This window comes from Cellulosimicrobium sp. ES-005 (genome assembly GCF_040448685.1).
Lineage (GTDB): Bacteria > Actinomycetota > Actinomycetes > Actinomycetales > Cellulomonadaceae > Cellulosimicrobium > Cellulosimicrobium cellulans_G.
The window spans coordinates 748,781-762,818 of sequence record NZ_CP159290.1 but is presented as its reverse complement, the minus strand read 5'-3'; the positions used below and the strand labels follow the sequence as shown (position 1 = coordinate 762,818).

Here is a 14,038-nt window from a genome sequence, read left to right as displayed (position 1 = left end):
TCGGTGGTGTTTCCGGGTGCGGGGTAGGTCTGAGGAGGTCTCGGCCGGTCGCGGTCAGTCTGCCGTGGTCGCGGGGCGACCGCCACGCAGCGCCTCGAGCGTGTGCTCCAGCTCGGGCCCGGGCGGCGGCGGGGTCGGGCGCTCGGCGGTCGCGGCGGCGCTCTGGTCCGCGAGCTGCGCCTGGGCCTGCGCACCGAGCGGCGGCGCCTCGGGGTCGCTCGCGCGCGCGGCGGCCGCGGCGTCGGCCGCCGGGGTGCCGGGGCGGCGGCGCTCGACCCAGCCCTCGATGTTGCGCTGCTGCCCGCCGCTCACCCCGAGCGCACCCGCGGGCACGTCGCGGCGGATGACCGAGCCGGCGGCGGTGTAGGCGCCGTCGCCCACGGACACCGGGGCGACGAACATGTTGTCCGCGCCCGTGCGCGCGTGCGAGCCGATCACCGTGCGGTGCTTGTGGACGCCGTCGTAGTTGACGGTGACCGACGCGGCGCCGATGTTCGTGTGCTCGCCGATCGTCGCGTCCCCCACGTAGGACAGGTGCGGGATCTTGGAACCCTCGCCGATCTCCGCGTTCTTCGTCTCGACGAACGTGCCGATCTTGCCCTGGGCGCCGAGCACGGTGCCGGGCCGCAGGTAGGCGAACGGGCCGACGGACGTGCCCGCCCCCAGGACCGCGAGGCTGCCGTGCGTCCGGGTCACCGTCGCGCCCGCGCCGACCTCGGTGTCGGTGAGCGTCGTGTCCGGGCCGATCGTCGCGCCCTCGGCGACGACCGTCGCCCCGTGGAGCTGCGTGCCGGGGAGCAGGGTCACGTCGCGCGCGAGCTCGACGTCGACGTCGACCCACGTCGTCGCCGGGTCGACGACGGTCACGCCCTCGCGCATCCAGTCCTCGAGGATCCGGCGGTTGAGCTCCGCGCGCAGCGTCGCGAGCTGCACGCGGTCGTTGACGCCCTCGACGATCGTCGGGTCCGCCGAGACGAGCGCCCGGACCGTGCCGCCCTCGGCGCGCGCCGCCGCGACGACGTCCGTCAGGTAGACCTCGCCCTGCGCGTTGTCGCGGCCGAGCGTGCCCAGGCCGCGCCGCAGGACCGCGGCGTCGAACACGTAGATCGACGCGTTGACCTCGCGGATCGCGCGCTCGTCGGCCGACGCGTCCTTGTGCTCGACGATCCGCTGCACGTCGCCCGACCCGTCGCGCACGACGCGCCCGTAGCCGGTCGCGTCCTCGAGCTCGGTCGTCAGCATCGTCACCGCGTTGCCGTCCACGACGTGCGCGGCGAGGAGCTGGGCGAGCGTGCCGCCGTCGAGCAGGGGGGTGTCGCCCGCGGTCACGACCACGGGGCCCTCGAGCCCGTCGCCGAGGCCGCGCCCCTCCTCGCCGTCGGGCACGCCGTGCAGCAGCGCCTGCGCGTGGGCCTTGGCGTCGAGCGCGGCGAGCGCGCACTGCACCGCGCGCCCGGTGCCGGGGATCTCGTCCTGGTCCACGACCACCGCGTCCGGGTCGACCGAGACGGCGTGCTCGGCGACGCGGTCGCGCTCGTGCCGCACGACGACGGCGAGCAGCGCCGGGTCGAGCGAGCGCGCCGCGACGAGCACGTGCCCGAGCAGGCTGCGACCCGCGAGCGTGTGGAGCATCTTCGGGGTGGACGACTTCATCCGCGTGCCCTCGCCGGCGGCGAGGACGATCACGGCAGCGGGGGCGACGGCGGGGTCGGTTCCCTGCTGAGCTTCCATGGGTGTTCCCCTCGGGATCGGTGGCACGAGCTCCGCCCCCAGGACTCGAACCTGGACCAAGGGCACCAAAAACCCTTGTGCTGCCGATTACACCAAGGCGGATCGGACCCGGCGACGCTCGCGCCCGGTGCGTTCCCGGGCCACGACGGGCGGGGTGGGTCCGGGAACAGTCTGCCAGGTCGCTCCCCGTGCCCGACGCCGGTCGTGCCCGTCTCGTCCGGTCCGCACCCTGGCCCTCGCTCACCGCGACAGTTGCCTGCGCCACACCGGTGCGGGGCACGCGAGCGGGTGCACGGCATGATGGACCCCGTGGCCGAGTCCAGACGCACCCCCCGATCCCGCATGACCGCGAGCCAGCGGCGCGAGCAGCTGCTCGCCGTGAGCCGCGGGCTCTTCGCCGAGAAGGGGTTCGAGGGGACGAGCGTCGAGGAGATCGCTGCGCGCGCCGAGGTGTCCAAGCCGGTCGTGTACGAGCACTTCGGCGGCAAGGAGGGCATCTACGCCGTCGTCGTGGACCGCGAGGTCCAGGCGCTCACGGCGGCGCTCTCCGGCGCGCTCGACGAGGGCGGCCACCCCAAGGTCCTGCTCGAGCGCACCGCGCTCGCGCTCCTGTCCTACATCGAGGCGTCCGAGGACGGGTTCCGCATCCTCGTGCGAGACTCCCCCGTCGCCCAGGCCACGGGGACGTTCTCCAGCCTCATCGGCGACGTCGCGACCCAGGTCGAGCACCTGCTCGCCCACCAGTTCCGCACGCGCGGGCTCGACCCGAAGGTCGCGCCCATCTACGCGCAGATGCTCGTCGGCATGGTCGCGCTCACCGGGCAGTACTGGCTCGACGTGCGCTCGCCCAAGAAGACCGAGGTCGCGGCGCACCTCGTCAACCTCGCGTGGAACGGCCTCGCGGACATGGAGAAGCGCCCGCACCTCATCACGACCAAGTCCTGACGCGTCCGTCCACGGGGCGCCCGGGGAAACTTCCCCGAACCCGCGTCATGGCGCCCGGGCGCACCCGTCTCTCCTTGCGGAAGCACGAGACCGACGAAGCGGGGCACTTCATGCACGGGCACGACCGGTCCACCGACCGCACGCACGAGGACCGTCGGGACGAGATCCGTCCCACGGTCTGGGGGTACTCGACCTGGACGACGGCGCGCTGCCTCCACGGGGCCGTCGCCGGGGCGCCGGACCGCATCGTCCAGCGCACCGACGTGCTGGTCCCCGGCCTGACCCCCCGCGAGCTCGACCGGGTGCGGCGGCACGCCGAGTGGCACGCGTCGGTCGACGGCGTGCGCCTGGGGCTCGTCGCGGGCGCGGCGACCGCGATCGCCGCCGTCCTCGTCGGGCACGCCCTGGAGCCCGTCGCCCTCGTCCTCGTCGCCGCGGTCCTCGGCGTCTCGGCCGCGCTCCTCACGCGCGTCCTCCTGCACGTCGCCGGCCCTCGGCTCTCGCGCGTCGAGCGCCGGGCCCTGCGCGACGCCGTCGAGATCCGACGCGTGCGCATCGCGCCCCCGACGTCCGCGGGCATGCGCGTCCTCGTCGCGATGAGCGCCGTCGAGTCGGTCTCCGCGCGTCTCGACGAGCGGGAGGCCGCGATCGCGCGCGAGCTCCTCTGGGCCGCGCTCGACGCCGTCCGGCGCGACGACGTCGCCGACGTCGACCACGCGACCGGCGCGATGCTCCGCCTCACCGTGCGGGCCGCGCGCTCCCCCCTGCCGCCCGTGCGCGACGAGCACCGGGGCTGAGCGCCCGCCCCGGTCCCGGGGACGGCCCGCCCGGGCCGTCGGGTGGGTGCAGGACGTGACATCTGTCCCGTGCCGGACGCGCGACCCCGTGGTTGTCTGGGGCGCATGGCGACACTCGAGATCGACTCGCTGACCAAGACCTACGGCGACGTGCGCGCCCTGCGCGGGACGTCGTTCGACGTGCGCGCCGGGGAGATCTTCGGCTTCGTCGGCTCCAACGGCGCCGGCAAGACCACGACCATGCGCATCGTCCTCGGCGTGCTCGCCGCCGACGGCGGCGAGGTGCGCTGGGACGGGCGGCCGATCGACCTCGCCGCGCGGCGGCGCATCGGCTACATGCCCGAGGAACGCGGGCTCTACCCGCGCATGAAGGTCGGCGAGCAGCTCGTCTACCTCGCGCGGCTGCACGGGCTGTCCGCCGCCGAGGCGAAGGACGCGATGGAACGCTGGACCACGACCCTCGGCGTCGAGGCCCGCCGCGGCGACGAGGTGCAGAAGCTCTCGCTCGGCAACCAGCAGCGCGTCCAGCTCGCCGCCGCGCTCACCCACGATCCCGAGCTGCTCGTGCTCGACGAGCCGTTCAGCGGGCTCGACCCCGTCGCCGTCGACGTCATGAGCAACGTGCTCCGCGACCGCGCCGAGGCGGGCGTCCCCGTCGTCTTCTCCTCGCACCAGCTCGACCTCGTGGAGCGCCTGTGCGACCGGGTCGGGATCATCAAGGACGGCGCGATGGTCGAGGTCGGCACGATCGACGAGCTCCGCCGGACCGAGACCGAGAGGTGGGTCGTGGATGGGCCGCCCGGGGCGACGTGGATCGGCGCCGTGCCCGACGCACGGGCCGTCAGCCTGGAGGGGTCCCGCACCGTCGTCGAGCTCGCGCAGGGCGACCGGACCGCGGGCGACGGCGCCGCCGTCGACGGGGCGAGCGGGCGCGAGCAGGCCGTGCTGCGCGCGGCGCTCGCCGCCGGACCGGTGCACGAGTTCTCGCTCGTCCGGCCGTCGCTCACCGAGCTGTACCGCGACGTCGTGAGCGCCGAGGAGAAGCCGGCCGCCGCGGCCGCCGAGACCGTGGAGGTGGGGGCATGAGCACGGGGACCTCGTTGACGTCCTGGGGCGCGATCCGCCTCGTCGCGAGCCGCGAGATCATGACGCGGCTCCGCTCGAAGTCGTTCGTCTGGCTCACCGTGATCCTCGTCGGCGCGGTCGTGCTCGGCGGGCTCGTGCTCAACGCCGCGAGCTCGTCCGGCCCGACCGCCGAGCGCGTCGGCGTCACGCCGCAGACCGCCGCGCTCGCGGAGTCGATCGAGGCCACGGGCGGCACGCTCGGCACCGAGGTCGAGACCGTCGACGTCGCCGACGACGCCGCGGGCGAGACCCAGGTGCGCGACGGCGACCTCGACGCCCTCGTCACCGGCTCCGCCGACGCGCCCACCGTCGTCGTGGACACCGAGCTCTCCCCCGGCCTCACGGCCGTCTTCACGACCCTCGCCCAGCAGACCGCGCTGTCCGACGCCGTCGCGAGCCTCGGCGGCGACCCCGCCCAGGTCGCGGGCGACATCGCGACCGCCGAGCCGACCGTCCGCACGATCGGCGAACCCAGCGAGTTCGACCCGACCCGCTACGTCACCGGCCTCGTCACCGGGATCCTGCTCTTCATGGCCATCATGATCAGCGGCCAGCTCATCGCGCAGGGCGTCGTCGAGGAGAAGACGAGCCGCGTCGTCGAGCTCCTGCTCTCGACCGTCCGGCCCTGGCAGCTCATGGCGGGCAAGGTGCTCGGGATCGGCCTGGTGGGGCTGGGGCAGGTCGCGCTCGTCGTGCTCGCGGGCGTCGGGACCGCGCTCGGCCTCGGCCTCGTCGACACGTCGACGATCGACCTCGGCACCGCGGCCGTCTGGGCGCTCGTGTGGTTCGTCGTCGGGTTCGTGAGCTACGCGCTCCTCATGGCCGGCCTCGGCGCGCTCGTCTCGCGCCAGGAGGACGTCGGCGCCGTCACGACCCCCGTCACGTTCCTCATGATCGTGCCGTACGTCGTGGGCATCTCCGTCGCGCCCTGGGCCCCGGACAACCCGCTCGTCGTGTGGCTGTCGTTCGTCCCGCTGTGCTCGCCGCTCCTCATGCCCGTGCGCATCGCGCTCGGCAGCGCCGAGACCTGGGAGGCGCTCCTCGCGCTCGGCCTCTCGCTCGCCGTCATCCCGGTGCTCGTGTGGCTCGCCGCGAAGATCTACTCCAACGCGGTCCTGCGCACCGGCGCGCGCGTCAGGCTCAAGGACGCCCTCCGCACCGCCTGACCCGGGGCCACGCGAGGTAGAACCGTGGTCGGCCGAGGTAGAGCCCTGGTCGGCCGAGGTAGAGCCGTGGTCGCGCGGGGTAGAGCCGTGGTCGTGCCCGACGGCGTGTGGTCGCGTTGGGCGGTCGGGGTGGGTGGTGGTGCCGCGTCTACCATCCGCCGCTCGTTCCTCGCGGCTCCCGCCAGGCCCGCCACGACGCGGCACCACCACCCACCCCGCCCGACGTCGTCTCACCCTGGTCGTCGCTCACCCGGGCAGCTGCCCGCGGTGACAGGTTCGCGACGACGGTCCGCGACGTGGCCGGCAACCGCGGTTCTACCCCGGTCGACCAGGGCTCTACCTCGTGCGACCACGGATCCTTCTATGTTCGTCAAGCTGGGGTGGTGGCGGGTTCGGTGGTGTTGAGGGTCCTGTAGATCTGGCGGGCGAGATAGCGCTTGAGGCAGCGTCGGATCTCTCGGGTGGTGCGTCCTTGGGCTCGTCGTCGTTCGATGTAGGCGCGGGTTTCGGGGTCGTGGGTCATGCGGGTCAGGACGGCGATGTGCAGGGCTTTGTTCAGGCGGCGGTCGCCGCCGCGGTTGAGTCGGTGACGGATGGTGTTGCCCGAGGACGCGGGGATGGGGTTCACCCCGGCCAGGGCGGCGAAGGCTGCTTCGGAGCGGACCCGGCCGGGGTGGGACCAGGCGGTCAGGGCGATCGCGGCGGTGACGGGGCCGATGCCGATCTTGGTCAGCAGCGGTGCGGCCTGGCTGGCTTGGACGAGCTCGGTCAAGCGGGCCTGGTTGGCGGCGATCTGTTCGTCGAGCTCGTTCACGCGCTTGGCCAGGCGGACGGCTTCGGTGCGTGCGGTCGCGGTGGCGAGGTCTTCCTCGCGCGGGCGCCAGCGCGCGACTGCGGCGATCTGGGTGCGGGTCAGTGGCTTGCGGGCGTCGGGGCCGAGGTCGACCACGCGGGCCAGGGCGGTCAGTGCGTTGATGGTGGCGGTGCGTTCGCCTGTCATGTGGTCGCGGGCGGTGACCAGGACGCGTAGGGCGGCTCGGATGCCGTCGCCCCGGCGAGGACGGCGCAGCTGGTCGGTATCCAGCGCCAGGACGGCGGCACCGATGCGGGCAGCGTCCAACGGGTCGGACTTGCCGATCCCGTGGTGGGCGCGCGCGTCCATCCGCGCGGCCTCGACGACCTCGTAGCCCGCCCGTTCGACGGCGCCGGTCAGGCCCGCACCATAGGACGCGACGCCCTCGATCACCCACAACACGGCGAGATCACCACCGGTGCGGCGCGCGACCCACGCGATCGCCCGGGCCAGGCCCGCGCTCGTGGTCGGGAACTCTCGGGTATCGATGACCTCACCAGTGCCGGTCAGGATCGCTAGGACGTGGTTGCGGGCATGGGTGTCCACACCCACGACGAACGGGTGCGCATGCGCGACGATGGTCATGGTGGCTCGGGTCCTTCCTACTCCAGGGACGACGGTCCGGCCGCTGGCGGCCGGCGCCGGCCTGGGTAGGAGTCACTTCGGGACAACACTGTGACGAGTCACGCCCCACCGGGGCGGACACCCTTCTGATCAGGACACCGAGGTGGGCCAGAACAGCGCCGGCCGCCCACCCCAGCCGGACAGATCCGTAGCAGGGCACCCCCAACAGGGCCGGCTCTACCTCGAGTCACGACCACGGCGAGCAGCCGACGCCATCCTCACCAGCCGATCCCAGACCAGCCACCGCAAGACTCACAGCTCTACCTCGCGCGACCAGGGCTCTACCTCGCGACGCCGGTTCTCCGACGGCGTGCGGTAACGACAGGCGAGCCGTCAAGAGTCTTGATGTCGAGACACGTCGAGTACCCTCGCGTCATGGAGCAGCAGCACGAGGACGAGGTCGACCGCATCGTCGCGGCGTGGCAGCGCGAGCGCCCCGACCTCGACGTCGAGCCGCTCACGGTGTTCTCGCGCGTCGACCGGCTCGCCCGGCACCTCGACCGCGCGCGGCGCACGGCGTTCGCGCGCGGGCACCTCGAGACGTGGGAGTTCGACGTGCTGTCGGCGCTGCGGCGGGCCGGCGAGCCGTACCGCCTGTCGCCCGGGGCGCTGGTCACGCAGACCCTCGTGACCAGCGGGACCATGACGAACCGCATCGACCGGCTCGAGGAGCGCGGGCTCGTGCTGCGCCGTCGGTCCCCCGACGACCGGCGCGGCGTGCTCGTGGAGCTCACGCCCGAGGGCCTGGAGCGCGTCGACACGGCGATGACCGACCTGCTCGCGGTGGAGGCCCGCATCCTCGACGCGCTGGAGCCCGGCGGCCGCCCTGCGCTCGCGGCGCTCCTGCGTACAGTCGTAGGACAGTTCGACGACTGACCGACGGCCCGGCTGATCGGGCGGGCGGCGTCGACGCGCCCGCACCCGGAGGTCACCGCCCGATGCCGCCGTCCCGGCCGCCCCGCCCGATCACGTTCCGCGGCGGGATCGACGGCGTGCTGCTCGTCGCGGTGCTGCTGGTCGCGGTCAACCTGCGCGCGCCGCTCACGGCGCTGCCGCCGGTCGTCGCGGACGTCGCGGCGGACCTGCACCTCACGGCGGCGGCCGCGGGCCTGCTCACGGGCATCCCCGTGCTCTGCTTCGCCGTGGCGACGCCGGCGGTCGCGGGGCTGCTGGGGCGGTCGTCGCTGCGCACCGCGATCGCGGTCGCGCTCGGGCTGATCCTCGTCGGGACGCTCCTGCGCTCGGCGGACCTCTCCGTCCTCGGCACGGCTGGCCTCGGCACCGCCGGGACGTTCGCGGGGACGGTGCTCCTGGGGCTCGGCATCACGACGGCGAACCTCGCCGTCCCGATGATCGCGCAGCGCGACTTCCCCGGGCACGTCGCGACGGTGACGGGCCTGTACACGGCGGCGATCAACGTGGGGACCGTCGCGACGACCGCGCTCACCGCGCCCCTGGCCGACGCCGTCGGGTGGCGCTGGGCGCTCGCGTCCTGGTCCGTCCTCGCGGTCGTCGCGCTCGTGTGGTGGCTGCGCGCGGTCCCGCGCGAACCGAGCAGGCCCGGGCGGGCGACGACCACCCCGGCGAGCCGGCCGGGGTCGGGCACGACGGCACCCGACCCCGGAGAGCGGCCCGCACCGCACGACGCGGGTGGTGGGGACGACGGCGCCTCCCCCGACCCGGGCAGGCTCGCCTCCGCGGCCGCGGAGGGCGTCACGGGCACCGACCCCGCCGCCGCCCGCGAGCGCCACGTCCTCGCGACGCCGTTCACGTGGTGGCTGTGCGCGATGTTCGCGCTCCAGTCGTCGAGCTTCTACGCGCTCACGGCGTGGCTGCCGCTCATCCTGGAGGACCTGGCGGGGATCCCCCGCGCGGCGTCGGGCGGGGCGGCGTCGCTGTTCCAGGGGTTCGCGATCGTCGGCGGGCTCGCCGTGCCGCTCGCGGTGCGGCGATGGTCGCTGCGTCAGAGCTTCGCCGCGATCGCGGTGCTGTGGCTGACGCTGCCGGTCGGTCTGCTCGTCGCGCCGGACCTGTGGGCGGTGTGGGCGTCGATGGCCGGGATCGCACAGGCGGCGAACTTCGTGGTCATCTTCACGCTCGTCGCGCAACGCTTCCCGACCGTCCGCCGGGGACGTCAGGCCTCGGCGACGGTGCAGTCGGTGGGCTACTGCCTCGCGGCGGTCGCCCCGACCCTGGCCGGGGCCCTGCACACGGCGACCGGGACGTGGACGACGCCGGTCGCCGTCGTGCTTGGCGCGCTCGTGCTCATGACGGGGATCGGACTCGCCCTCACGGGATCCCCCCGCTCTCACGCGAGGTAGCCACCACCGCTCTACCTCGGGAGACCAGGGCTCTACCTCGGGAGACCACGGCTCTACCTCGCGCGACCACGGGTCTACCTCGTGCCTCGCCCCCTCGGCGGGCACCCCGCCCTTGACCCGCGCGTCGAGGCGTGTTTATGGTGTACACATCGTTTATGGCATACACGCCTGTGTGCGCCGCACACCGGCCAGCACGTCCGACCGAGAAGGAGAAGGCGATGACCGAACCGATGATCGCCGTGCAGGGGCTCGAGAAGTCCTACGGCGACCACGCCGTGCTGCGCGGCGTCGACCTGACCGTGCGCCGCGGCGAGATCTTCGCGCTGCTCGGGCCCAACGGCGCCGGCAAGACCACGACCGTCAACATCCTCACGACCCTCGTCCGCCCCGACGGCGGCACGGCCCGCGTCGCGGGGGCCGACGTCGTGCACGACGCGGCGCGCGTGCGCGAGACCATCGCGCTCACGGGCCAGTACGCGTCGGTGGACGAGTTCCAGACGGGCCGCGAGAACCTCGTCATGATGGGCGAGCTCGCCCACCTGCCCCGGCGCTCGGTGCGTCGACGCGCGGACGAGCTCCTCGCCCGCTTCGACCTCGCCGACGCCGCCGACCGCCGCGTCGGGACGTACTCGGGCGGCATGCGCCGCCGCCTCGACCTCGCGATCAGCCTCGTCGCCGACCCGGCCGTCCTCGTCCTGGACGAGCCGACGACGGGGCTCGACCCCGCCTCGCGCGCCCAGCTCTGGGACGTGGTGCGCGGCCTGGCGGCCGACGGCACGACGGTCCTGCTCACGACCCAGTACCTGGAGGAGGCCGACCGCCTCGCCGACACGATCGCCGTCCTGCACGACGGCCGCGTCGCCGCGCGCGGCACGGCCGCCGAGCTCAAGGCCCTCGTCGCCGGCGACCACGTCCGGGTCGCGTTCGACGACCCCGCGAGCCTCGCGGCCGCCGTCGGGCTCGCGCCGGCGCTGGGGCTCGCCCGCACGACCACGGACGACAAGGACCTGTCGCTCACCGCGCCGAGCGACGACCCCGTCCGCACGATCCGCGACGTCCTCGCCGCGGCCGACTCCCACGACCTCGCCGTCGTCGGGGTCAGCGTCGTCAAGCCCACGCTCGACGACGTCTTCCTCGCTCTGACCCGGAAGGAGGGCGCCCGATGAGCGCCACCACGCCCACGCTCGCGACGTCGCCCGCGCGCCCGCCGCGCACCGCCGCACGCGCCCGGCAGACACCCGCGACCGCCGCGCGCGACGTGCGGACGATGGTCGCGCGCGAGACGCGCCGCCAGCTCCGCAGCGTCGACGGCCTCATCACCGCGTTCGTGCTGCCCGTGATGATCATGCTGGTCTTCGTCGTCATCTTCGGTGGCGCGATCGGTGGGGACGACTACATCGACTACGTCGTCCCGGGCGTGCTCGTCATGTGCCTCGGGTTCGGCTCGGCGACGGCCGCCGTGGGGGTCGCGCAGGACATGACCTCGGGCACGATCGACCGGTTCAAGACGCTGCCGATCTTCGGGCCGTCCGCGCTGTGGGGGCACGTCGTGGCGAGCGTGGCGCGCAACCTCGCGTCCGCGGTCGTCGTCGTGGCCGTCGCGCTCGCGCTGGGCTTCCGGCCCGACGCCGGGCTCGGCGACTGGCTGGGCCTCGTCGCGTTCGCCGTGCTCGCGGTGCTCACGTTCACGTGGCTGAGCGTCGCGCTCGGTCTGGTGCTGAGCGTCGAGGCGTCGCAGTCGGTGAACTTCCTGTTCCTGTTCGTGCCCTACCTCAGCTCGGGCTTCGTCGAGATCGACACGATGCCCTCGTGGCTGCACGGCTTCGCCGAGAACCAGCCGTTCACGCCGGTCATCGAGACCTTCCGCGGCCTCCTCGCGGGGTCGCCCGACGCGACGACGGTCCTCACGGCCGTAGCGTGGCTCGTGGGCTTCCTGGTCGTGAGCTGCGCCGCCGGCTCCGTCCTCTACCGCCGCCGAACGGCCCGCTGACCCCCTCCGCCGAGCAGGTGGTCCTGGCACGTCCAGCCGACCCGGACGAGCCAGGACCACCTGCTCGCGGCACCGGGACGGCCTGGTCGGCCACCGGTACGCACTGGTTCGGCACCGGTCGGGGGAGGATGAACCCATGACGGACGCACCCGACCTCCCGCCCCGGCTCGCGCTCGCGTGGGGCGTCGCCGAACGGCCCGAGCGCACGCCCAAGCGCGAGCTGAGCATCGAGCGGATCGTCGACACCGCCATCGAGATCGCGGACGCCGACGGGCTCGGCGCGGTCTCCATGGCGAAGGTCGCGCAGAGCCTCGGCTTCACGACGATGTCGCTCTACCGGTACGTGACGAGCAAGGACGACCTGCTGCTGCTCATGCAGGAGGCGGCACTCGACGTCGAGTACCCGCCCGCGCACGAGCCCGCGGACTGGCGCGCGGAGCTGCGCGAGTGGGCGCAGTTCACCATGGCGGTGTTCGCGTCCCACCCGTGGTTCCTCGACATCCCGGTGACCGGCGCGCCGCTCACGCCGAACAACCTGCGCGGGGCCGACAGCGCCCTGCGCGCCCTGCGCTCCACGCCGCTCGACGACGAGGAGAAGATGTCGGTCATCCTGCTCGTGAGCGGCTACGCGCGGAACGCCGCCCGACTGCAGTCGGACCTGGCCCGCGCGGTCACCGAGGCCGGGGCCGACGAGACCGTCCTGGGCGGCGGCTGGGGCGGCGCGTTGCGCGACCTCGTCGACGAGGTGCGCTTCCCCTACCTGCGCCCGCTCGTGGAGGCGGGGACGTACGCCGAGGAGGGCGCGATCGACGACACCGCGTGGGGCCTCGAGCGCGTGCTCGACGGGATCGCGGTCTACGTGGACGCCCGCGCGGCCGGAGCCCCGGGCGCGGGGCGCCGCGCCCCGGCGTCCGTCGACCCGCCGGCCCCGGCGGAGGCCGCGGGGACCGACCCGCGCGACGCCGTCGCCCCGGTCGAGATGGCCGTGCACGTCAAGGACCCGAAGGTGAAGAAGGCGACGCTCAAGCGGCGCGACGCCGAGCGCCGCGTCCGCGAGGCGCAGAAGAAGGTGCGCGAGCTCGAGAAGGCGCTGCGCGAGGCGGAGAAGGCCGAGCGCGAGACGGCGCGGGCTGCGGTGGAGAAGGCACGCGGCTGACCCAGGGGCGACACCGCCGCCTCCGCGAGAGAGCGACGCACCGCCGCGATCGCGCCCCCTGGGAACCAGAGGGCGTTCTCGCGGCGGTGCGTCGCTCTCTCGGCGACGAGCTCACTCGGCGAGCGCGAAGCCCGTCGTCCAGGACGTCTTCTCCGCCGCGGCGAGCGTGAGCTGCAGGAAGCCGAGGGCCTCGAGCTCGTGAGCGCGCTTCAGCGACCCCGCGTCGACCACCCGGACGCCGGAGACGGCGCCGGCGAGCGCCGCCTTGGCCTCCGCGTCGTCGCCCGCGACGAGGACCGTCGTCGGGAGCGGGCCGACCTGCCCGGAGGCGAGGGTCGCGGCGAAGTTCATGTTGAACGCCTTGAGCACGCGCGCGCCGGGAACGCGCTGCTGGAGCTGCGCCGCGGCCGACGAGCCGTCGGGCACGACGAGGGAGTCGAAGGTGGCGAAGTCGAGCGGGTTGGTGATGTCGACGACGACCTTGCCGTCGAGGCGGTCGGCGTAGAGGTCGACGACCTCCGCCACGGCCCCGTACGGGAGGGCGAGGACGACGACGTCGCCGGTGAGCTCGTCGCCGATCGTGCCGGCCGCGACCCGGGGGTCGAGGTCGGTCGCCTCGCGCGTGAGGACCTGCACCGCGCTGCCCGCGGCGAGCGCGAGACCGGCGATCGCCGAGCCCATGGTGCCGACTCCGATGATGGTGATGCTGCTCATGGTGGCTTCCTTCCTCTGCCGGCCGCCCGGTCGGCTCTTAGTTGTTGCTACAACCATCACCGTACGGGGCTAAACTTGTAGCGTCAACTATTACGATGGTCACACCGGAGGAGGCACCATGACGACAGAACCCCGCTGGCTCGACGACCGGCAGCTCGACGCGTGGAAGCGGCTCGTGGCCGTGGTCGAGCTGCTCCCGGGCGTCCTGGACTCCCAGCTCCGGCGCGACGCCGACCTGAGCCACTTCGAGTACTACGTGCTCGCCATGCTCTCCGAGGCACGCGACCGCACCCTGCGCATGACCGACCTCGCGGGGGCCACCAACGCGACCCTCCCCCGGCTCTCCCACGTCGTGGCCCGGCTCGAGAAGCGCGGGCTCGTCGAGCGCGTCCCGTGCCCCGAGGACCGGCGCGCCACCAACGCGCACCTCACCGACGCCGGGTGGACCAAGCTCGTCGCGACGGCGCCGGGCCACGTCGCGACCGTCCGCGACCACGTGATCGACGCGCTCACGCCCGACCAGGTCGAGCAGCTCGACGCCATCGCGGGCGCGATCCTCCAGCGCGTGGACCCCGACGACCGCATGGGCTTCCTGCGCCGCTGACCGCGGGCGCCC

13 protein-coding genes and 1 tRNA gene are annotated in these 14,038 nt (G+C 73.9%); 10 read left to right on the top strand and 4 right to left on the bottom strand.

Translation table 11 applies throughout. The annotated features are described in order from the left end of the window. Positions 1–54 precede the first annotated feature (54 nt). Together glmU and ABRQ22_RS03360 are read right to left on the bottom strand one after the other, a co-directional pair. Complete coding sequence (gene glmU / locus ABRQ22_RS03365; RefSeq protein ID WP_353708577.1) at positions 55–1,731, bottom strand: bifunctional UDP-N-acetylglucosamine diphosphorylase/glucosamine-1-phosphate N-acetyltransferase GlmU; 1,677 nt, start codon at positions 1,729–1,731, stop codon at positions 55–57. A gap of 30 nt (positions 1,732–1,761) precedes the next feature. Further along, positions 1,762–1,833, bottom strand: a tRNA-Gln gene (locus ABRQ22_RS03360). Positions 1,834–2,073: 240 nt separating this feature from the next. Between ABRQ22_RS03360 and ABRQ22_RS03355 the strand changes: the two genes are divergently transcribed. The 4 genes from ABRQ22_RS03355 (at position 2,074) to ABRQ22_RS03340 (ending at position 5,764) form a co-directional block, all read left to right on the top strand. Then, on the top strand, positions 2,074–2,676 hold the full coding sequence (locus ABRQ22_RS03355) for a TetR/AcrR family transcriptional regulator (protein ID WP_253052881.1): 603 nt from the start codon (positions 2,074–2,076) through the stop codon (positions 2,674–2,676). Positions 2,677–2,786: 110 nt separating this feature from the next. Continuing rightward, positions 2,787–3,473, top strand: coding sequence for a hypothetical protein (locus ABRQ22_RS03350; protein WP_253052879.1), 687 nt, complete (start codon positions 2,787–2,789; stop codon positions 3,471–3,473). A 105-nt stretch (positions 3,474–3,578) separates the two neighbouring features. Continuing rightward, positions 3,579–4,559: an ATP-binding cassette domain-containing protein gene (locus ABRQ22_RS03345; RefSeq protein WP_353708576.1), complete on the top strand. Its 981-nt coding sequence runs from the start codon at positions 3,579–3,581 to the stop codon at positions 4,557–4,559. Then, a complete protein-coding gene (locus ABRQ22_RS03340; RefSeq protein ID WP_353708575.1) occupies positions 4,556–5,764 on the top strand; it encodes an ABC transporter permease in 1,209 nt (402 codons plus the stop codon). Before ABRQ22_RS03345 ends, ABRQ22_RS03340 begins: the two co-directional genes overlap by 4 nt. Positions 5,765–6,134: 370 nt before the next feature. Here the strand turns inward: ABRQ22_RS03340 and ABRQ22_RS03335 are convergent, their stop codons facing one another. Continuing rightward, positions 6,135–7,202, bottom strand: coding sequence for an IS110 family transposase (locus tag ABRQ22_RS03335; protein WP_353708308.1), 1,068 nt, complete (start codon positions 7,200–7,202; stop codon positions 6,135–6,137). Positions 7,203–7,616: 414 nt separating this feature from the next. Between ABRQ22_RS03335 and ABRQ22_RS03330 the strand changes: the two genes are divergently transcribed. The 5 genes from ABRQ22_RS03330 (at position 7,617) to ABRQ22_RS03310 (ending at position 12,708) form a co-directional block, all read left to right on the top strand. Beyond that, the gene (locus tag ABRQ22_RS03330) at positions 7,617–8,117 is read left to right on the top strand and encodes a MarR family transcriptional regulator (protein WP_353708574.1); all 501 of its coding nucleotides are present in this window, start codon (positions 7,617–7,619) and stop codon (positions 8,115–8,117) included. 62 nt (positions 8,118–8,179) lie between these two features. Next, complete coding sequence (locus ABRQ22_RS03325) at positions 8,180–9,562, top strand: MFS transporter (protein WP_353708573.1); 1,383 nt, start codon at positions 8,180–8,182, stop codon at positions 9,560–9,562. A 218-nt stretch (positions 9,563–9,780) separates the two neighbouring features. Beyond that, the gene (locus ABRQ22_RS03320; protein ID WP_353708572.1) at positions 9,781–10,728 is read left to right on the top strand and encodes an ATP-binding cassette domain-containing protein; all 948 of its coding nucleotides are present in this window, start codon (positions 9,781–9,783) and stop codon (positions 10,726–10,728) included. Beyond that, positions 10,725–11,552: an ABC transporter permease gene (locus ABRQ22_RS03315; protein WP_353708571.1), complete on the top strand. Its 828-nt coding sequence runs from the start codon at positions 10,725–10,727 to the stop codon at positions 11,550–11,552. Before ABRQ22_RS03320 ends, ABRQ22_RS03315 begins: the two co-directional genes overlap by 4 nt. Before the next feature lie 136 nt (positions 11,553–11,688). Next, complete coding sequence (locus ABRQ22_RS03310) at positions 11,689–12,708, top strand: TetR/AcrR family transcriptional regulator (RefSeq protein WP_353708570.1); 1,020 nt, start codon at positions 11,689–11,691, stop codon at positions 12,706–12,708. A gap of 111 nt (positions 12,709–12,819) precedes the next feature. On the opposite strand, the gene ABRQ22_RS03305 is transcribed toward ABRQ22_RS03310, so the two are convergent. Next, a complete protein-coding gene (locus ABRQ22_RS03305) occupies positions 12,820–13,422 on the bottom strand; it encodes an NAD(P)-binding domain-containing protein (RefSeq protein WP_353708569.1) in 603 nt (200 codons plus the stop codon). Positions 13,423–13,540: 118 nt separating this feature from the next. On the opposite strand from ABRQ22_RS03305, the gene ABRQ22_RS03300 reads away from it, so the two are divergent. Beyond that, positions 13,541–14,026, top strand: coding sequence for a MarR family transcriptional regulator (locus ABRQ22_RS03300; RefSeq protein WP_253052863.1), 486 nt, complete (start codon positions 13,541–13,543; stop codon positions 14,024–14,026). The last annotated feature ends 12 nt before the right edge of the window (positions 14,027–14,038 follow it).